Below are 19614 nucleotides of genomic sequence, written 5' to 3'. Positions count from 1 at the left end.
CATAGAGGAGATGGTTTAATTTTCGGAAGCATCGAACACAAGCTTGCCGCCTACCCAGGTGCGGCTCACAGTGGAGAAGTCAGCATCCGTCAGGATTATATCTGCTTGCTTGCCGCAAGCGATGGAGCCCGTCTGCTCGTAGATGCCAAGCTGCTTAGCCGCATTGCCGCTGGCGCAGCGGCTCACCTCTGCGACGGACAGCGCAGTGCTATCCAGCATGTATCGGAAGGCACGCAGCATCGTCAGACTGCTGCCTGCGAGACTGTCGCTGCCTTGCAGGCGGGCAACCTGATTTTTCATCTCGACGGCCAAGCCGCCAAGCGAGTAGCTCCCGTCTGGCATGCCCGCTGCCGCAATGGCATCGGTAATGAGAATAAGCTTGTCTGCCGGTTTGGCAGCCACAAGCAGCCGTATCGCTCCCGGATGGACATGGTGGCCATCGGCAATCAGCTCGGCATAAATCCGTGGATCGCTGAGAACAGCGCCTACGGTTCCCGGTTCGCGGTGATGCAGCGGGCGCATCGCATTATACGTATGGACGGCATGGGACAGCCCAGCTTCCGCTGCAGCTTCCATATCCGCGAAAGAGGCATCGGTATGGCCGCAAGCTGCGACGATGTTATTTTCAGCAAGCCAGGCAATGAGCGGAAGAGAACCCTCCCGTTCAGGTGCAAGCGTCAAAATTTGAATCAAATCGGGAAATTGCGCAGTCCATGCTTGCAGCCAGTCAAGCCGAGGAGGCGAGAGGTAAGCGGGATTTTGCGCACCGATCCATTTTTCATTTAGAAACGGCCCTTCCAGATGGACGCCAAGCAGCGCAGCATAGGGCATGTCGCCACTTCTGTAATCTGCTGCTGCTTGCAGAACAGCCTCGATAGCTTCTCTAGAAGCGGTCATCGTAGTCGCCAGCATGCCTGTCGTACCCTGGGAGGCGTGGAAACGGGTAATCGTGTCATAGCTGCTGCGGCTGGCATCCATAAAGTCGGCGCCAAAGCCGCCATGCACATGGACGTCGATAAAGCCCGGCAATAAATAGCCGCCAGCTCCATCTATCGTTGGCAGCGCCTGCTCCTCAGCGCTAAGGACAGCATCATTTTCCAGCAGACGGTGAATGAGGCCATTTTTAATAACGGCACTGCCGGCCATAATCCGGTCTTCCAAAACGATATGGACGTGATGTATCACCCATGAGGTGGGCGAGTTATTCATGTTACTTCAGCTTCCTTCCGGCTTCGCGGTCGAGAAGCACGATAACCCGGGGATGCGTCTGGAGCAGCGAAGCCGGTATATCGGTTGTGATAGGGCCGGTTAACGCTTGCTTTACGATCTCCGCTTTATCTGCGCCACGAACCACGAGTATAATGGTGTGTGCTTTCAGGATGGAGCCAACACCCATCGTCAGCGCCATCTTCGGAACTTCCGCGGCCGATTCGAAAAAACGGGCGTTCGCTTCCAGCGTTTCCGCCTTCAGCTGGACAGCATGGGTTCCTGCGGATAGCTTCGTATCAGGCTCATTAAAGCCGATATGTCCGTTATGTCCGAGTCCAAGCAGTTGGATATCGATCGGGTTTTGCTCCAGCAGCTGGTCGTAACGGTCGCATTCGGCTTCCAAATTATCAGCCAGTCCATTAGGCAAATGATAATGATCGCCTAAAATATCAATATGGGAAAATAAATGCCGCTTCATATAATAAGCATAGCTTTGTTCATGCTCGGCAGACAGGCCTACATATTCGTCCAAATTGACGGTAGTCGTCTTGGCGAAGGACACTTCCTTGCTGCGGTATGCTTCTATTATTTTGGCATAGATGCCGAGAGGTGTCGAGCCTGTAGCGAGCCCTAGCACCGCATCTGGCTTCTCCTGGATTTTATTAATAATGGTTTGGGCCGCATAAGCGTCAAGCAGCTCCCAGTCGTTAAAGTGAATGATTTGCATCATGAAGCGCCTCCTTCGGGTTATGATTTTATTTTAAACTAAAAATATCTTTTTAACAATAATTTTGATTGTAAAATTCATATTAATGAATTTTACAATCAATTTAACATGTACTCACAGCGTATGTTATGATGGACGGATAGAATATTCGCAGGAGGTAAGGGCAATGACGACAACGCAGCGTACGGAGGCGGAGGAAGCGGCGAAAACCGCGAAACGCAAAAATGAGCATATCCGCATTTGCTTGCAGGAGGAAGTGAACGGCCAGCATATCGATACAGGGCTTGATCGGCTGCGGTTCCGTCATAATGCGCTGCCTGAGCTGTCATTTGAGGAAATTGAGCTTAAGACGGAGTGGTTCAAGTCGCCGATGAAAGCGCCGCTGCTCGTCAGCTCCATGACAGGAGGCACCTCGGAGGCTGGGGCTATAAACCGGCGGCTGGCAGAGGCTGCCGAAGCGCGAGGCTGGGCGATTGGACTCGGCTCCATGCGGGCAGCGATTGAGCGTGAAGACTTGGCGGCCTCCTTCCATGTCAGAATGGAGGCGCCTTCGGTTCCGGTCATTGCCAATCTTGGAGCTGTGCAGCTGAATTATGGCTTTGGTACGGATGATTGCTTACGTGCGGTGGACATAGCAGAGGCGAATGCCCTCGTGCTTCATGTCAACAGCATGCAGGAAGTTTTTCAGCCAGAAGGCAATACGGACTTCCGCGGCTTGCTGACGCGAATCGAGCAAGTGTGCCGCGCGCTTCCTGTGCCAGTCGGTGTGAAGGAAGTAGGCTGGGGCATTGATGCTGGGACCGCCGCAATGCTTGCAAATGCAGGCATTTCCTTTATTGATGCCGCTGGAGCAGGGGGGACATCCTGGAGCCAGGTCGAGAAATACCGGGCGGGTGATGGATTGCGCCGGCAAGCTGCGGAGGCGTTCGCGGATTGGGGCATTCCGACAGCGGAAAGCGTTCGCGCGATTCGCAGCATATTGCCGCATATGAACGTCATAGCGAGCGGCGGATTAAGGCATGGTGTTGATGCGGCAAAAGCGATTGCGCTTGGGGCGAATCTCGCTGGCTTTGGGCGTGTCTTACTGCCGCAAGCTGTGCATGGGACAACCGACCTGTCGATTCGCCAACTCATTGAGCAGTTTGAGCGAATTGAGTTTGAGCTGAAGGCGGCGATGTTCGGTATTGGCGTCCGCACGATTGAGCAGCTTCGCCAGACGGATAGGCTGGCTTCGAAAGCCGACTAATAATGAAACAGCCTACACAACAAACCAAGGGACCGCAGCCTATTTAATAAGGCCGGTCCCTTCGATTTTAATTCGGGCATTGACGGCGATCGGCAGCGTCGGGTAAATACTTTGCCATTGCTGCCAGGCTGCTTCGCCAGCATGGGTTGCCCGGTAGCTCAGGCCAAAGCCGAAAGGATCGATGCCAGCCTGCTGTATTTTTTTCAGCAGCTTGTCCGCCGATTTGGCGTAATCTGCACTTAGCTTTTTCTTCACGGGTCCCCAGCTTTTCGCATTACAGGGTATCCTTTTGCCTAAGTAACATAAAGTGCAGTACAATGAGGGGATGAAAAGTGAATTGCTAGGGTAGAGGAGAATACATATGTCCAACTGGTTTGAGCAGAGCTTTGGAAGCGATTATATGGTTGTTTATAAGCATCGGGATTGGGATAACGCCTACAAGGAGGTGCAGTTGATGGCGCAGTGGCTCCAGCTTCCGGCTGCGGCGAAGGTGCTGGATATTGGCTGTGGCATGGGACGCCATGCGCTGGCACTGGCGGATTGCGGCTATGAGGTGACGGGAATGGATTTGTCGGAGCCGCTGCTTAGCGAAGCGAGGAAGCATGATGCGTTGCAGCGTGTAACCTGGGTGCAGGGCGACATGCGCCAGCTCCCATTCGAATCGGGGACGTTCGAGGGAACGGTTAATTTATTTACCTCGTTTGGCTATTTTGCAGATGAAAAAGAGAATGTACAGGTGCTGCGGGAAATCCGCCGCATGCTGAAGCCGGGTGCGCCTTTTCTGATTGATTTTCTGAATCCGGCTTATGTGGAGCGTAATCTCGTTTCGGCATCGGAGCGCAAGGATGCAGAGACAGGCTGGGTCATTCGCGAGCAGCGTAAAATCGAAGCTGGCTGGGTCAAAAAGCATATAGAAATTGCCGTAAGCAGCAATGAGGCAGACAATCGCCATTATAATGAGCAGGTTCGCCTGTATTCGCTCACGTGGTTTGAACAGGCTTTCGCCGAGGCAGGCCTTGTGCTGGAGAAAACATTTGGCAACGTCGATGGCTCGGTCTATGATGAGCTGAACTCGCCGCGCCTCATCATGCTTGGAAGGGCTATGGAATAATGGCGGCACAAACGGTGCAATGGGAGCATGGACTGCTGCAAGTAAAGCTTCCTCTGCCCTTTGCACTCAAATCGGTAAACAGCTACGTTCTAACTGAGCCTGCGGGCGGATATACGCTTATCGATCCCGGTCTTCGAACAGAGGAGACGCTTGCGGCTTGGGAAGAGGTGTTTGCGAACCATTCGTTTGCGCCAGAGCAAATTACGCGTATCGTCCTTACGCATCAGCATCCCGATCATTACGGTTTGGCGGGGCATTTTGCCGAGCTAAGCGGCGCACCTGTACTGATGTCCCGGCGCGCCCACCGCTATGCCAAGCGCTTATGGGGAGCAGACAGCACGATGACAGAAGAGCTTGCAGCTTTATTTGCGTTGCACGGCATGCCGCAGCGCTATATTGACGAAATTAGCAGCAACTTGAGCAGCTTTCATGAAAAAGTTTCGCCGCAGCCGCTGCAAGACCAAATGATCTATATAGAGGCGGGAGAGACGCTTGAGCTTGGCGGTTCGCAGTGGGAGCTGCTTGATGCGCCAGGACATGCCTATGGCCAGCTCTGCTTCTATGAAGCGAGCAAAAAATGGATGATATGCGGGGATCAGGTGCTGCCGCGCATTACCCCAAATATTAGCGTCATGCCGGGTGAGGAAATAAATCCGCTTGGCGATTTTCTGGCAAGTCTGGATCACTTAAGCGAATATGAGGTGCTTCGCGCTTTTCCAGGCCATTATGACTCATTCACTACGTTTGCCAGCCGGATTGCCGAAATCAAGCAGCATCATGTGGAGCGGCTGGAGCAAATGCTGGTTATGCTGGAGGAGCCGCTCACGGGCTTCGAGGTGTGTGGACGTTCTTTCGGTGCACGAGCACAACAAAGCCCGCATCAGCACCGCTTTGCAATGGCCGAGACGCTCGCCCATTTGTATGAGCTGGAGCAGTCAGATCGGATATCGCGTACGGAGCGTGCGGGCATTATTTATTTTTTCAAATGATAGGGAACGGTCGTTACAACGACGTTTTTGCGGTGCAGCAGCAGGGCTCGAATCATAAAGCTCGTCTGGTTGTGTAAAATATTATGCCAGCCGCGTTTCGGGATAAATTGCGGAATAATCACCGTCACGCGGTAACTTGACTGGCTGGCCTTGCGCTCCACCGTATCAATAAATTTCAGCAGCGGCTGCATGACTGAACGATAAGGCGAATGCAGCACGACTAGCCGAACGTCCGGCTGCCACTCCTTCCATTTTTCCTCGAATGCCTCGCCTTCCTCACGCTCAAACGGCACATACACCGCAATAATTTGATTCACTGACAATGATTTGGCATAGGCGATGGAATTATCAACGACATGAGTCATACCAGCCACGGGCAAAATCAGCACATTGCCTTCAATGGGCAACGCAGGCTCGCAGGTTGTAAGTCGCAGCTGTTCGCCGACGGCGTTGTAATGCTTTTTAATGCGGTGAAACACATAAATAATAATTGGCAGAAACACGAGCACAGGCCATACCTGGGCGAACTTCGTCAAAAAAAACATCATCGTGACGATCAGGCTAATAAGCGCCCCTGCCGAGTTTATAAGCAGCTTCACGACCCAGCCCTTCGGTTTCTGGCGAACCCATTTCACAATCATGCCCGTCTGGGACAGGGTAAATGGAATGAACACACCAACCGCATAGAGCGGAATCAAATGCTCGGTCTGTCCGCCAAAAGCAATAATCAACAGGATAGACAGCACGCCAAGGCTGATAATGCCATTGGAATAACCAAGGCGGTCGCCCCTGACCGTAAACATCCGTGGAATAAACTTATCTTTAGCCAAATTCACCGCAAGCAGCGGAAAGGCCGAATAGCCCGTATTGGCTGCCAAAATCAAAATCAGCGCCGTTGTGCCCTGAATGAAGTAATACATAAAATGCCTTCCAAACGTATGCTCGGCAATTTGTGAAACGACGGTTACTTCTGCTGCCGGTTTAATGCCGTAAAAATAGGCCAGGAACACAATGCCAGAGAAGAGAATAGCCAGCAAAATGCCCATCGATGCCAGCGTCTTCGCAGCATTCCGAGGGGCCGGATCTCGAAAGTTTGGAATCGCATTGGAAATGGCTTCTACCCCTGTGAGCGCAGAGCTGCCAGAAGCAAAGGCGCGCAGCAGCAGGAACAAGCTGATGCCTGCAACTGGCGTGCCAATCGGCGTATGCAGCTCAGGCGGCACATGGCCGGTCACAATGTCATAAATGCCTGCCCCGATTAAAATAAACAGCGCAAGGACGAACAAATACACCGGATAAGCGAGAATGGACGCTGACTCGGTTACGCCCCGCAAATTCAATATCGTAATTAAAATAACGAAAATAACAGCAATCAACACATTATGCTCATGCAGGCTGGGAAAAGCTGATGTAATTGCATCGGTTCCAGCCGAGACGCTGACCGCTACCGTCAATATGTAATCTACGAGCAAGGAGCCGCCTGAAATTAATCCGGGGAAAATGCCAAGATTTTCTTTGGATACGACATATGCGCCCCCGCCATGCGGATAGGCGAAAATAATTTGTCGATAAGACAGGATGAGCGCCAGCAGCAAAATGAGTACGAACGCAGCAATTGGTATGGAATACCAGAACGCAGCAGCGCTTACCGTTATTAGCACAATCAAAATTTGTTCCGGACCGTAGGCAACGGAGGATAGAGCATCTGACGAAAGAATAGCCAGCGCTTTCAGCTTGTTCAGCTTCTGGTCGCCCAGTTCATTGGATTTGAGCGGCCGTCCGATTAAAAGCCGTTTTAAAAAAGTCATCATTTCAGGTCACCGCCAGCAGTTAGTTGTAAGAGTAAAAAGCATTTTTCAGAGCACGTTATTGCTACTATCTCCTGTTATAAGTTTTTTCATCACGGAAAAAAAGCTGCTTGATCTCTCCGCAGGCGACTCGGTTTGAGGCAGATGCAATGATCATAGTCCTCCGTCATGCTTTTTGTAAAATCTCGTTTTTGGCTGAATAGAGGCGGAATGCTTCCTTTTTGATCATGGAAGCGATTACAATTCAATGCTGTACAGCGGCGCGAGGTGTAGCTTGCGGTAAGTTCGAAATGCTATTTCGTGAGTTCAAAACGTACGTAGCCCTGAGTATGAGCGATAAAATAAATATCGTATTTTCACCCATGCTCCTTGCTTCGCTTTGAGGAGTTATCCCCTTAGCTCAGAAGAGGCAAGTTACTTATGGAAGCCCGGTTTCTGAGCTAAGGGGATAACAGCATAAAGCAAAAAACAGAGCGAATATTTTTACAAGGCTAAGTTAGAAAGAAAGCTGAAAGGAATAAGGAGTAGGTTGGGTGGTTGTTGGCAGAGGGGCGGCACGGAGAAGAGCTAGTATAACATGCATAACAGGCCTTTTAACTGGATAGACAGAAACAGGCGCCGCGTCTTGAGCAAGACACTGCGCCTGTTCGTTATACATCCCACTTTAATCGAGCGGGGGTTTAGTTAATCCTTCACGCTCCGCTTGCTTGCGATGGGCAATGCGGCTTGCGGCTGAGGCCGCAATGGCACCGATAATATCATCGAGGAAGGTGTGTACTTCACCGCTTGATTTATCGTTAAGCTTTTTCAAAATGCCGGGCTTCAGCTTGTCAATATAGCCGAAGTTTGTGAAGCCGATGCTTCCATATACATTGACGATGGAAAGAGCGAGAATTTCATCGCAGCCGTACAGTCCTTCATCGTTTTTAATCATTTCCTGAAGCGGTGACAGCAGTTTGCCTTCCTCGGCGAGCATATCAAGCTGGATGCCAGTGAGCACTGCATTTTGCACCTCGCGCTTCGATAAAACGGCGTCTACATTTACGATACATTCATCGATTGTTAGCTCTGGAAAATAATCCTTTTGCAAAAAATGCACGAGCTGGGCCACGGCGATTTTCGTAATGCCGCGCTTAACAAGCCACTCCTCCGTCGCCTCGGCAACCTTGCGGCTGTTCAAGCTATATGGTTGTGGTGGTGTCATACTGGTGTCCCCCTTATTGGATGTAATTTTGTGGACAAAACTGGTCTAAAACGGGGAAGGGCTCGTATACATATTACTACAAAATGAGAGTTGTACAAAGCCGCATGCGGCAAAAATCACTAGAGGAGGAAAAAACAAAATGGTTCAAACGAAATGGATTCGCCTTGCTGCGATAAGCGGCGTTATGGTTGTGCCTCTGCTGAGCGCAGGGTGCGGGCTGTTTTCAACGGAGACAAGCAAGGAGATTGACCCGCCTCAGACGGAATCAACCAACGTCCTTGACGGTACGAATACAGGGCAGACAAGCAGCGTAGCGCCGCAGGGAGAAGAAACACAGTTGACCGTTTATTTGGAGGACAAAAACGGATACCTCGCTCCGATCTCGCTGCTTACGACGCTTGGCGGCAAAGAAGCAGCCGGGCAGAAGGCGCTGGAAATGATGGTCGATGGCGGCGCTTATGCCAGCCAGCTTCCGGAAGATTTTCACGCGGTGATTCCGCAAGGCACTCAAATTAAATCCTACCATGTTGATCCGCAGCTGAAGATGGCGACAGTGGAATTCTCCGCCCCTTTTGCAGACTATACGGCAACGAAAGAGCGGGAAATCGTTGAAGCGATTACGTGGACGCTGACGGCGATGACAGGAATTGAAAAGGTGGAGCTCTGGTACGAGGGCAGCAAGCTGAGCGAAATGCCGGTCGATGGCTTCCCGCTGGACCGTCCGCTTACTCGCTCAATCGGCATCAATCTGGAAACAGCGGATGGCGTCAGCTCAGCTTATTCAACGCCAGTGACACTTTATTTCTCCTCACAAACGTCCAATGAAGAGCAATATTATGTGCCGGTTACAAGGCTGATCACAAGGCCTGAATCGACAGTGAAAGCTGCGGTGGAGGAACTGATTGCCGGTCCGCTTAACCGCAAACAGCTGAACGGCGTGATGACGAATGATATTCAGGTTACAAGTATTGAACAGAAGGATGATACCGTAACGGTGGATCTTCAAGATACCGCATATGAGAGCGGGCAAAATGCCCCCGCTGAAATGCTGCAGGCCGTCGTGCTGTCTGTGACGGAAAATACAGGCGCAGCCAAAGTTCAAATCCGCTTGAACGGTGAGGCGAACGTAGTTGATGATCAAAATACTTCGTATAGTGAACCGGTTGGCAGACCGCATCATGTTAATGCGATGAAGTCATAAAAGAAGAATTTAAAAATGGAATGGAGCCAGCTGTGATGGCTGCTGGGACAAGAAGAGGGCGTATTGGCGCCCTCTTTTTGTGGTTTCGGATGCTTTTCTAGTTTTACTTTGGTAAAATGGGTAGGATTGTGTTGAAACATAGGCTAGGAGGCTGCATTACGATGAGAACAGATGGACGCCAAACAAATGAGTTGCGACCGGTTACAATTACGGCCGGCGTAAATAAATATGCGGAAGGCTCCGTCCTGATTGAGGTCGGAGAAACGAAGGTCATTTGTACAGCAAGTGTGGAGGAGCGTGTGCCTCCTTTTATGAAAAATCAGGGCAAAGGCTGGATTACAGCCGAATATTCGATGCTTCCGAGAGCGACCCATTCGCGCAATCATCGGGAAGCGGCTAAGGGCAAGCTGACAGGCCGTACGATGGAAATTCAACGGCTCATTGGCAGGGCTCTGCGATCTGTTGTGGATTTGCAGGCGCTTGGGGAACGAACGATTACGCTGGATTGCGACGTTATTCAAGCGGATGGCGGTACGCGCACGACCTCGATCACTGGCGCTTTTCTCGCGCTTTGTCTGGCAGTGAACAAGCTGTCGACGAACGTAACCTTTACCAAATATCCGATTACGGATTATTTGGCTTCTGTAAGCGTGGGCGTTATTCAGGATCAGCCGATGCTTGACCTTGCTTATGACGAGGACTCCAAAGCAAAGGTGGACATGAACGTCGTGATGACGGGAAGCGGCCAATTTGTGGAGCTTCAAGGTACAGGCGAGGACGCGCCATTTTCCCGCAAGGAGCTGAGTGAGCTTCTGGAACTGGCAGAAGGCGGCATTGCTGAGCTGATTGCAAAGCAGCGCGAGGTGCTGGGTGAAGCAGCGGGGCTGATCGGAGGAGGAGCAGAGAAATGATGGAGCTAGGCAGCGAGGTCATTTTGATTGCTACGAAAAACGAGGGCAAGGTCAAGGAATTTGCCCACGCCTTCGCCAAGCTTGGCAAACGTGTTGTCAGTCTGAACGAATATCCGGATTTTGCGGATATTGTGGAGGATGGCGATACCTTCGCGGCAAATGCGCGAATTAAAGCGAAGGCAGCAGGCGATGCGTTTCAGGTGCCGGTGCTCGCCGATGATTCCGGATTGAGCGTAGCAGCCCTTGCCGGTGCTCCGGGCGTATATTCCGCCAGATATTCTGGCGAAGGGGCTACGGACAGCTCGAATAATGCGAAGCTGCTTGCTGAGCTGAACCGTCTGGCACAGCAAGCAGCGGGAGAGGCGCTGGAGGATGGCACGAAGCTGCTGAGCCATGCCCAGTTTGTATGTGCGCTGGCGCTGTATGACCCAGCGACGGGGGAGTTTGTTGAAGCCGAAGGAACGGTGGACGGCTTCATTATGGACAAGCCGCGCGGTGATGGCGGCTTCGGCTACGATCCATTGTTCTGGCTGCCAACGCTGAATCGCGGCATGGCGCAGCTGTCCAAGGAAGAGAAGCAGCAGATTAGCCATCGTGGAAATGCACTTAAGGAGCTATTGCCGAAGCTGGTCTAGTTGGCGGAAATAGGGCTATTCATAACGAAAAAGGAAGCGAACACGCTGCGCAGCGTGTTCGCTTCCTTTTTTTAAAGCCCTTGTTTACTTTCCCGTATCCATTTCAGTAAGCCTTCATTTGTTGTAAGCGACTCTGCGCGGTTTAAAAAATGGAGCGCCTTGGCTGGATCAAACGATTTCATTTCCCTTCCAAGCTGCATCCACAAGCGGGCATTGCCTTGATCTACCTTTAAATTTTGCTGCAGCAGGGTGAGATTGCGGACTGCCTTTTGCCGCATGTCTACTACATTGTTGTCATACCCGTCATGCAAAAGATCGATATCGGATTGCAGCAGCTCCATGCCCTGCGTATCCACTATTTCATGAATCATATCTTTGTAGCGCAATCTGCTTGGAAATAGTCGCAAATATGCTCTCTCATAAACGGTGTTAACGACACCATTTACAGTATTTTTATAAAGGACATACATGCCGACCTCGCGTTCCTGCTGATCCATTTCAGAAGTATATTGTCTTGGTTTATGAATTTGATCAGGCGGCAGTACATCATCATCATCTACAACGAATGCCCATTTATGCGTGACGAGAGAAAGCGAATAGTTGCGGGCAGCCGAAAAATCATTAATCCATGTAAAATGGTGCAGCTGCACTTTTTCGTTTTCCTCAGCCAATCGGTTTAAAATGGAAAGGGTTTCGTCTGTCGAACCGGTATCAACGACTATAATTTCATCTACTGCATCCATGATACTATTTATTGCACGTTCTATTGATCTTTCACCGTTTTTAACGATCATTGCGGCCGATACACCCATGAATGAATCCTCCAGCTTGAATTCACGAATGAAACGATGCAGCCAATTGCTGTTCCACCTTTTGTAACATTCGCTGCTTTAATTATACAATAAACGAGCCATTCGACAACGGTAACGTCATTTAATGCTAATGCTGTACTCCTTCAACCACAGGTTCATTTGATACAAATAGGCGAACAGCTGAGGGCCGGACATTAATTGGCCGAACCAGGGAATATTGGAGCTGGCGTCTGCAGACTCGGCGAGCTCGCGCACTTTTTTGACATCAATGAGCGGCAGCAGTGGGGAGGAAGCATCGCCCAGCACATCAAGCAACAGCCCTTTGACGGCGGCCAAATAATTCGGATTATGCGTCTTCGGATACGGACTTTTTTTGCGTGTCAGCACATCATCTGGCAATACGCCAAGAAGCGCTTTGCGTAAAATGCCTTTTTCGCGGTCACCGGATGTTTTAATATCCCATGGAATATTCCATACATACTGCACAAGACGGTGGTCGCAAAATGGCACGCGCACTTCCAGTCCAGCAGCCATGCTCATACGGTCCTTGCGGTCCAGCAGCGTTGGCATGAAGCGGGTAATATTGAGGTATGACATTTGCCGCATTTTGCGCACAGCTGCGCTTTCGCCGTCCAGATGCGGCACTTCTGCAACCGCTTGGGCGTAGCGGTCGCCGATATAATCGAGCGGCTTAATCCATTTTTCCACATCCGGGGCGAGCAGACTGGCGCGCATATCCGAGGCGAGCGACCATGGGAAGGTGGACGCATTCAGCGCATCCTCGCGGTGGAACCATGGATAGCCGCCAAAAATTTCATCGGCCGCTTCACCAGAAATGGCGACGGTCGCTTCTTTTTTAATTTCACGGCAAAACAAAAGCAGCGAAGCATCGACATCTGCCATACCTGGCAAGTCGCGGGCGAAGGTAGCGTCGCGTAAAGCAGCTACCAGCTCCGGTGTATCAAACTGTACCGGGTGATGGATGGTATCGAGGTATGTGGTCATACGCTCAATCCAAGGGGCATCGCTGTTCGGCTGAAACACATGAGCTTTAAAATGCTTGGCATTATCCGCATAATCGACTGAAAACGTATGGACGTTTCCTTGCCCGGTCTGCTCGTAATATTGCACCGCAAGCGTCGTCAAGGCGCTGGAATCCAGCCCGCCAGACAGCAGTGTGCAGACCGGTACATCAGATACGAGCTGACGCTCCGTCGTATCCCTGAGCAGGTCACGGACATGCTCGGCTGTTTCTTGAACGTTTTCCGTATGGGGCGAGCTTTCCAGACTCCAATATTTCGTTCGGCGAATGCCCGCTTGCGAAACGGTCATACATTCGGCTGGCAGCAGCTCGGAAATATGCTTGTATACGCCTTGGCCCGGTGTTCTTGCCGGTCCCAAAATAAACAGCTCGGCAAGTCCCTCGGCGCCAACCTCCGGCTTTACAGCAGGATGGGCCAAAATCGCTTTGGGCTCGGAGCCGAACAGGAATAGTCCATTAGCAAAGCTAATAAACAATGGCTTGACGCCAAGTCTGTCGCGAGCCAAAAAAAGCTCCTGCTCTTCCACATTCCATATCGCAAAGGCGAAAATGCCATTAAAACGCTCCACGCAAGCTTTGCCCCATTCCATGAAAGCAAGGAGCAGCACCTCTGTATCGCAGGTCGTCGTAAATTTGCTTCCAGCAGCCTCCAATTCCTTGCGCAGCTCGGCTGCGTTGTATAACTCGCCATTATAGACGATGACAAATAGATCATCGTCTTCGGTGCGCCGAATCATCGGCTGGGCGCCATTTTCCGGATCGATGACGCTAAGCCGCCGGTGTCCAAGCGCACAATGCGCTGATATCCATGTGCCTGAGGCGTCAGGGCCGCGAAGCTCAAGTGTTTTTGTCATTTTTTCCAAACTGTTGCTGTCCTGGGTCAGATCGCGCGTCCAATCAATCCAGCCGGTTATTCCACACATTGCCCTCATCCCTCTCTTCTGCAGGACTCCAGTCGCGATAATAATAGTCATATGCTGAAAAAAGGCATAAAATGTCTGTCCATCTGGGGAAGCTAGGGATGGCGGCGTGGCAAGCAGCTGTGTTTGCGGCATAAATTCGGAAGGGAGTGTCAGCTTGCAAATGAGACAAGGCGATGGATTGGATCAAACCCGCCGAAAATATTATGTATCCGTCCAGGCTGGGCAAATTCTTGAAGATCAAGGAGCTGCGGCCTATGAGCTGGAAATTATGGCAAACGAGCATGAGTTTATTCGGCTGCAGGAGCTTTTCGAGGAGCTTTCGAGCATGGATGAATTGCAGACGTTCCATTTTGCCAAAACGCCGTTCAGCCCAGCCAGCGATGAAGAAATGAACTATGGGTACGATTCTTTAATCGTCCAAATTTATCGGCTGCTGCATGAGTACGGCACAGAATCAACGAAACGCCATATTGAGCAGATGGGGCTACCGCTTCACGAGGCGACGATGGGAGGAGGAGCAGAAGATGAGTCAATCACCTAAGGATAAAAGCCTGAAATTTGACGTAGACCCGAAGTTTGCCGAGCAGGTCGTCGATAAAAATCCCCAGCAAGATGCGCAAAATAACCCGACTGGCAAACGTCGCGGCAATCAAAGATAAGCCATTTTTTTGATGTTAGCTGGCCCAAGGCTGTATGCGACTATTTTAATAACCTGATAGCGAATGCTTTACTGCTTCGCCTTACGGATTCGTCAATAAGCGAACCGATAAGGCGCTTACAATGCGGTAAGCATTCGCTTTTTATTTTATAAAGAAGACCATGTACTTTCATTTGTTTGAATTTGGAATTAATTTACAAATGGAGCGGGGCGGGTATTGAAACCTGTGGGTGAAGAGGGTAAACTTACCAAGAGGGATTGAATGATTGCATACATCCATGCAGCAAAGCGATTGATCGTGGCAGCTTTGTTGCTGATCGTTCGCAGAGTATGGAAGGGGGAGTTTTTACAACGAGCAAGCAGCATTCTTCTCTACTACTACTGATTTATAAGGAGTCCAAATGAAAAAAATTAGCGCTTTACTCATGTCATTATTTGTAGCTTTTTCCCTGTTTACTCCTGTACATGCGGCTGAGAAGCCAATAAGCGTCGTAATTAATGGCAGCGAAGTCAAATTTGACAATTTCGAGCCTGTTATTGAGAAGGGCAGCACGCTCGTTCCTATGCGTCCGATTTTGGAAGAGCTTGATGCGAAGGTCGTGTGGAACAAAAGCACGCAAACGGTAACCGCTACCAAAGAAGGCGTAGACCTGTCGCTGCAAATTGGCAACAAAACAGCTACGGTCAATGGCGAGAAAAAACAGCTTGGGATTGCTCCAAAAACAATCAAAAACGTAACGTATATCCCGCTTCGTTTCATTGGCGAGGCAACTGGCTATCAAGTAGATTGGAGCAAAGCGCTTCGCACGATTACCTTCACGGTTAAGGTAAATGCTGAAGGCAGCAAAGGCTTCCTGTGGAAAGTAGAAAAGAATGGCAACACGGTTTACCTGCTTGGTTCGATTCATGTGGCGAAAGACAGCATGTATCCGCTTCGACCGGAAATTGAAGAGGCATTCAAAGAAGCACAACATCTGGCGGTAGAAGTAGACTTGACGAAGCTGGATGCAACAGCATTGCAAGCTTATGCAAACAAGCTGGGCACTTACTCGGATGGCACGACGCTGAAGGATCATGTGTCGGCTGACACGTATGCGAAAATCGTTGCCTTGTTGAAGGCTAACAAATTACCAGAAAATGCGTTTGATCCTTACAAGCCTTGGGCGGTGACACAAGCCATTTCTGCGCTGCAAATGCAGGGCACTGGTTATGATAGCAGCAATGGCATAGATCTTTATTTTACAGAAAAAGCGAATAAAGCGAATGTCCCTGTCATTTCCCTTGAGACAGCAGAAGGCCAACTGTCCATGTTTGATGGTTTCTCAAAAGAATTGCAGGAGAAACAATTGGTTCAAGCTCTTGATGCAGTAAGCCAGCAAGCACCTTCGGAGCCTACTGGTATTGATGCTTTAACCGATATGTGGGTCAATGGCAGCGACGATGTGCTTGTTGCTCTGACAGATGAATTGGCGAAAGAGCCTGAATATTACGATGGCCTGATTAAAGACCGCAACAAAGGCATGACGGATCAAGTGAAGGGCTTTTTGAACGGAACTGACAAATCGACATATTTTGTAGTCGTTGGCGCCTTGCATATGCTGGGACCTGACGGTATCGTGACTCAGCTTGAAAAGGATGGCTTTACAGCTGAAAGGCTGTAATAAATCGTTGCTATAATTGGATGATTAGGGATTATAGACATCTCTTCGCCCGATAATTCGGGATGAAGGGGTGTCTTTTTCATTCTCTGATTGCAAAATGAATGCTATAATTCGTAAAATTTATTTTAAAGCAGAAAATTAATCTTTTACTTGGATGGTATTGTTGTAATATACTTCAATAAGCAGGAAGCATATAAACTGAAGGGATGTTGAAAGTGAAGAAAATAGTATTTTTTATCCTTATGATTTCGTTATTAATTCCAAGTGCTACAACAAGTTATGCAGCAGAAGGAAAATGGAAAGTATATTTGGATGGTACAGAGCTGACATTTAGCAATTCTCCATTTGTTAGTGAAGGCACAACGCTAGTTCCCTTCCGTAACTTGTTTGAAGCGTTAGGGGCAACGATCAGCTACAATGGCAAAACGAAAACGATCAATGCCAAGAAAGATAATACGGAAATTATTTTAACTATTAATAATCCGGTAGCCTATTCGAACGGGGCATCCTTTAAATTAAATGTGGCACCTAAGGCGATATCGGGTGTAACTTATGTGCCACTGCGTTTTGTAAGTGAAACGTTAGGCTATGGTATTGAAGTGAAAAGCAAAAAAATATATTTGAATGCTGGTAGTACAACGACGGCAACTCCTGCTCCGACTACTACGCCAGCACCTACGTCTACCCCTACACCTACCCCAACAGATCCTACTAAGACTCAGGATTTAACGATTGAGCAAATAGGCGAGCTGTCCGACCGGGTTGTGTATATTGAGGTAGTCGATCAGAATAATAAGGCGATTGCAAGCGGCAGCGGCGTAATTGTCGGTGCAAAGGGCGAAATTATAACCAATTATCATGTTATTGAAGGTGCTCATAATGCTGTCATTTATACAAGTGATGAAGCGAAGTATGTATCCAGCACCGTTTTGAATGTGGATAAGGATAGAGATCTGGCTTTGATCAAAATAGACTCGGCTAGTTTGAACTTGCCAACCGTTACGATTGGCGATTCTTCCAAGCTGAAATTGGGCGAATCTGTCGTGGCAATTGGCTCACCGCTTGGTTTTACCAATTCCCTTACTTCCGGCGTTGTTAGTACGAAGAGCAGAGTCGTTGATGGCCAAAATTATATCCAAATTTCAACACCTATCGATCATGGAAGCAGCGGCGGAGCCTTGTTTAATTTAAGAGGCGAGCTGGTAGGCATTACAACTGCGCTTGTAGAAAGCTCTGCAGCTATCAATTTAGCTATTCCTTCTACAGATGTAAGCACTTTTCTGAAGAAGCCTCAGCAATCCAAAACCTATGCAGCCGCAGCTCCAGGTGAAACAGCGTCTGAAACAACGTCGCTAGCTGCAAAAGCGGAAGCAATAGAGGATTATTTAAATGAGGAGTATAGCTATTTTACCTTTGAGGGCTTGGAATTGGAATTTGAATGGTTTACTACGCTTTCCAAGGATAAACAAGATATTTTAATTGGTGGGGCCATGACTGATGCTGCGTCTTACTCGAGTTTGATGAAGCTTCAGAAAAAGGATGATACGAATATACCGTATATTGTTCAATATATTGCTGAAGACCTATATGATACCCTGGATGTCGATAATGCGATATTCGGCTTATATTTTGATACCTATTCCCAAAGCTACCCTAGCAGCTACCCAGCTGATTCTATTGAACGGGAAGGATCAGGTTATCGCGTATTCCACAATTTTATGCTTGCAATCGTTGATTATAATGAGGGGGAAATGTATTATACTTTAGACCCTTATGGAGATGATGACCTTATAACCATCCAGATTTAATGGGCACCATCTAGCTGCAAATGGTAATTTTATGAGAAGAATACCTGTTGAAATTTTCTAGGGTTCCGCGATATCTATAGCGGCTGGTCCGAGAGAAAACGCACAGCCTAAAGGTTGTGTCACGGAGGGATAAAAGCCTGGGAGAAAACTTGAAAAACAGTTTGTTTCCCAGGCTTTTTTATATTTTTGCTACATGTAGTAAATACTTCATATATATTGATCTGTATTCTCGAAAGACTACTCGTAATGCAAAAATCCCCCTGCAAACGCTGGTATATCAACGTCTGCGGGGGGTTCTGATTTATCAAAATGATTGTTTTTTTGTTTTAGGGAACGTCCCAGGAGAGATTCGAACTCCCGACCGACGCCTTAGAAGGGCGTTGCTCTATCCAGCTGAGCTACTGGGACACGTAAGAATGAGTATAGCATGGCAGCCTGTATTTACGCAATAGGCAATTTTATGTTTCTGCCTGAAAAAACTTGGGTAAAAAAGCCACATGAATTAATATACACATTTTCAATGTGCAGGGCAAGCTTTTTTATAAAATTGCTGCTGGATAAACGTATATTTTTATATTGCTCGCTTCCATGGTATAATCTATCGCAAGCAATGGACAGACGAAGCTGGAGCTTGACCGACAAGGTGGTGGTACCATTACAACTCCCAATGACTCGCATAATGAAGGCACAGGAAAAAACGTGTATTTGTTCCCGCGAATGTTGGATCAGTATCAAATTCAATTGACCCGGATGCTTGAAGCCGAGCAATACGGTGAAGCCAAGCGACTGCTGCAGTTCCTGCTTTCCTGCAAAGGTGAGGACGAGCGTCATTATGAGGAATGGGAAAGCTTGCTTTCCTGGCTCGACATGGCTTTTCCGGAATATCGCATTCCAGGTGAAGAGGAAGCTTTAAATCCAGCAGAGCAGGAAGCGGATGAGCAAGCGATACGGGAAGATCTGCTCAATCCTGCTGAACAAGATGAAGGCTATGTGAAACAGGTGCTCTACATTATGAAGCATCACCCGATGATTGATCAGCAGATATTGGCGCTGGAGCGGGCGGTATTCATCCGGGCAACCGAGGTGGATGACATCATTTCACAGTGGCTCACTACGGCGTCAGACGTTCATCCTATCGTGCAGTTCAAGGCGCTGCAATGCTTGCGCAAGCGAGGGGCGACCGGACGGCTCGTTATGGAGCGGCTAGGCGAGCAGGCAGAGCTGGAGATCGAGGCAACACCGCTTGCAATGGATGATTTTCCGCAGCCCGTCAATCGCATTTTGGAGCGCGTGGAGAGCATTACGGAGGCGGATGATCCAACGCTTCCACATTTTGCAAGAGAGCTGTGGAAAGATAGCCTGCAATTTTTATACGGCACGACCGCTTACACTTGGATGCTGCGGGATGATGAGGAGACGGTGGATTGCTACGCAGGAGCGCTGCACCAGACTTTGTTAATTACCGTATACGGCACCGTCAATGATGATGATATTCGAGATACATACGGCATTACAGAAGCACTTAGATTCCGTTACGAACAGGCCTGCCGGACGCTTCGTCAGGTAGCCGTTGTACAGCAGCCAGGGGATGAAGATCCCGAGCCTTGATTAAAAAGCTCAATACTATTATAATAGAATGGTTTATGAAACGTGAAATCTACGGATGTAT

General features: G+C 49.2%; 19 protein-coding genes, 1 tRNA gene and 1 riboswitch. Of the genes, 12 read left to right on the top strand and 8 right to left on the bottom strand.

Going from position 1 to position 19614, the window contains the following annotated elements; genetic code table 11:
* Positions 1 to 15: 15 nt before the first annotated feature.
* The gene (gene nagA / locus WH37_RS04785) at positions 16 to 1209 is read right to left on the bottom strand and encodes an N-acetylglucosamine-6-phosphate deacetylase (RefSeq protein ID WP_046229422.1); all 1194 of its coding nucleotides are present in this window, start codon (positions 1207 to 1209) and stop codon (positions 16 to 18) included.
* A gap of 1 nt (position 1210) precedes the next feature.
* Entirely contained in the window at positions 1211 to 1936 is a 726-nt protein-coding gene (gene nagB, locus WH37_RS04780) for a glucosamine-6-phosphate deaminase (protein ID WP_046229461.1), read from the bottom strand.
* 166 nt (positions 1937 to 2102) lie between these two features.
* Here nagB and fni point away from each other — a divergent pair, with 166 nt between their 5' ends.
* Complete coding sequence (gene fni, locus WH37_RS04775) at positions 2103 to 3182, top strand: type 2 isopentenyl-diphosphate Delta-isomerase (RefSeq protein ID WP_046229421.1); 1080 nt, start codon at positions 2103 to 2105, stop codon at positions 3180 to 3182.
* A gap of 39 nt (positions 3183 to 3221) precedes the next feature.
* Here the strand turns inward: fni and WH37_RS04770 are convergent, their stop codons facing one another.
* Positions 3222 to 3437: a Ger(x)C family spore germination C-terminal domain-containing protein gene (locus tag WH37_RS04770; protein ID WP_046229420.1), complete on the bottom strand. Its 216-nt coding sequence runs from the start codon at positions 3435 to 3437 to the stop codon at positions 3222 to 3224.
* 106 nt (positions 3438 to 3543) lie between these two features.
* Here WH37_RS04770 and WH37_RS04765 point away from each other — a divergent pair, with 106 nt between their 5' ends.
* Positions 3544 to 4293 carry a class I SAM-dependent methyltransferase gene (locus tag WH37_RS04765; protein ID WP_046229419.1) on the top strand — a complete coding sequence of 250 codons (750 nt, stop codon included), beginning with the start codon at positions 3544 to 3546 and terminating at the stop codon, positions 4291 to 4293.
* On the top strand, positions 4293 to 5282 hold the full coding sequence (locus tag WH37_RS04760) for an MBL fold metallo-hydrolase (RefSeq protein WP_046229418.1): 990 nt from the start codon (positions 4293 to 4295) through the stop codon (positions 5280 to 5282). The genes WH37_RS04765 and WH37_RS04760 overlap by 1 nt, the downstream gene beginning before the upstream one ends.
* Here WH37_RS04760 and WH37_RS04755 read toward each other — a convergent pair.
* Together WH37_RS04755 and WH37_RS04750 are read right to left on the bottom strand one after the other, a co-directional pair.
* Positions 5267 to 7093 carry an APC family permease gene (locus WH37_RS04755; protein ID WP_046229417.1) on the bottom strand — a complete coding sequence of 609 codons (1827 nt, stop codon included), beginning with the start codon at positions 7091 to 7093 and terminating at the stop codon, positions 5267 to 5269. The genes WH37_RS04760 and WH37_RS04755 overlap by 16 nt on opposite strands.
* A gap of 661 nt (positions 7094 to 7754) precedes the next feature.
* Positions 7755 to 8294, bottom strand: a complete 540-nt coding sequence (locus tag WH37_RS04750; RefSeq protein ID WP_046229416.1) for a phosphatidylglycerophosphatase A family protein — start codon at positions 8292 to 8294, stop codon at positions 7755 to 7757.
* Positions 8295 to 8433: 139 nt separating this feature from the next.
* On the opposite strand from WH37_RS04750, the gene WH37_RS04745 reads away from it, so the two are divergent.
* The 3 genes from WH37_RS04745 (at position 8434) to rdgB (ending at position 11041) form a co-directional block, all read left to right on the top strand.
* Complete coding sequence (locus WH37_RS04745; protein ID WP_046229415.1) at positions 8434 to 9495, top strand: GerMN domain-containing protein; 1062 nt, start codon at positions 8434 to 8436, stop codon at positions 9493 to 9495.
* A 161-nt stretch (positions 9496 to 9656) separates the two neighbouring features.
* Positions 9657 to 10406, top strand: a complete 750-nt coding sequence (gene rph / locus WH37_RS04740) for a ribonuclease PH (protein WP_046229414.1) — start codon at positions 9657 to 9659, stop codon at positions 10404 to 10406.
* A complete protein-coding gene (gene rdgB / locus WH37_RS04735) occupies positions 10406 to 11041 on the top strand; it encodes an RdgB/HAM1 family non-canonical purine NTP pyrophosphatase (protein ID WP_046229460.1) in 636 nt (211 codons plus the stop codon). The genes rph and rdgB overlap by 1 nt, the downstream gene beginning before the upstream one ends.
* 71 nt (positions 11042 to 11112) lie before the next feature.
* On the opposite strand, the gene WH37_RS04730 is transcribed toward rdgB, so the two are convergent.
* Both WH37_RS04730 and asnB read right to left on the bottom strand, forming a co-directional pair.
* Positions 11113 to 11853 (bottom strand): glycosyltransferase, encoded by a 741-nt coding sequence (locus tag WH37_RS04730; protein WP_046229413.1) that lies wholly within the window; start codon positions 11851 to 11853, stop codon positions 11113 to 11115.
* Positions 11854 to 11970: 117 nt separating this feature from the next.
* Positions 11971 to 13818: an asparagine synthase (glutamine-hydrolyzing) gene (asnB, locus tag WH37_RS04725; protein ID WP_046229412.1), complete on the bottom strand. Its 1848-nt coding sequence runs from the start codon at positions 13816 to 13818 to the stop codon at positions 11971 to 11973.
* A 160-nt stretch (positions 13819 to 13978) separates the two neighbouring features.
* Here asnB and WH37_RS04720 point away from each other — a divergent pair, with 160 nt between their 5' ends.
* The 5 genes from WH37_RS04720 (at position 13979) to WH37_RS33350 (ending at position 17945) form a co-directional block, all read left to right on the top strand.
* Positions 13979 to 14359 carry a hypothetical protein gene (locus WH37_RS04720; protein WP_046229411.1) on the top strand — a complete coding sequence of 127 codons (381 nt, stop codon included), beginning with the start codon at positions 13979 to 13981 and terminating at the stop codon, positions 14357 to 14359.
* Complete coding sequence (locus WH37_RS36990; protein WP_269431271.1) at positions 14343 to 14477, top strand: hypothetical protein; 135 nt, start codon at positions 14343 to 14345, stop codon at positions 14475 to 14477. The genes WH37_RS04720 and WH37_RS36990 overlap by 17 nt, the downstream gene beginning before the upstream one ends.
* A gap of 261 nt (positions 14478 to 14738) precedes the next feature.
* Entirely contained in the window at positions 14739 to 14861 is a 123-nt protein-coding gene (locus WH37_RS36985; RefSeq protein WP_269431270.1) for a hypothetical protein, read from the top strand.
* A gap of 16 nt (positions 14862 to 14877) precedes the next feature.
* Positions 14878 to 16137: a TraB/GumN family protein gene (locus WH37_RS04715; RefSeq protein WP_046229410.1), complete on the top strand. Its 1260-nt coding sequence runs from the start codon at positions 14878 to 14880 to the stop codon at positions 16135 to 16137.
* A gap of 215 nt (positions 16138 to 16352) precedes the next feature.
* Positions 16353 to 17945, top strand: coding sequence for a stalk domain-containing protein (locus tag WH37_RS33350; RefSeq protein WP_197091340.1), 1593 nt, complete (start codon positions 16353 to 16355; stop codon positions 17943 to 17945).
* Positions 17946 to 17991: 46 nt separating this feature from the next.
* A riboswitch (guanidine-I (ykkC/yxkD leader) is annotated at positions 17992 to 18091 on the top strand.
* Positions 18092 to 18279: 188 nt separating this feature from the next.
* Here the strand turns inward: WH37_RS33350 and WH37_RS04705 are convergent.
* Positions 18280 to 18353: transfer RNA gene (locus WH37_RS04705), tRNA-Arg, on the bottom strand.
* Between the two features lie 291 nt (positions 18354 to 18644).
* Between WH37_RS04705 and WH37_RS04695 the strand changes: the two genes are divergently transcribed.
* On the top strand, positions 18645 to 19553 hold the full coding sequence (locus tag WH37_RS04695; protein ID WP_414811811.1) for a hypothetical protein: 909 nt from the start codon (positions 18645 to 18647) through the stop codon (positions 19551 to 19553).
* Positions 19554 to 19614 lie beyond the last annotated feature (61 nt).

This window comes from Paenibacillus algorifonticola, from assembly GCF_000971975.1.
Classification (GTDB): Bacteria; Bacillota; Bacilli; order Paenibacillales; family Paenibacillaceae; genus Pristimantibacillus; species Pristimantibacillus algorifonticola.
This window is presented reverse-complemented; position numbering and strand designations above follow the sequence as displayed.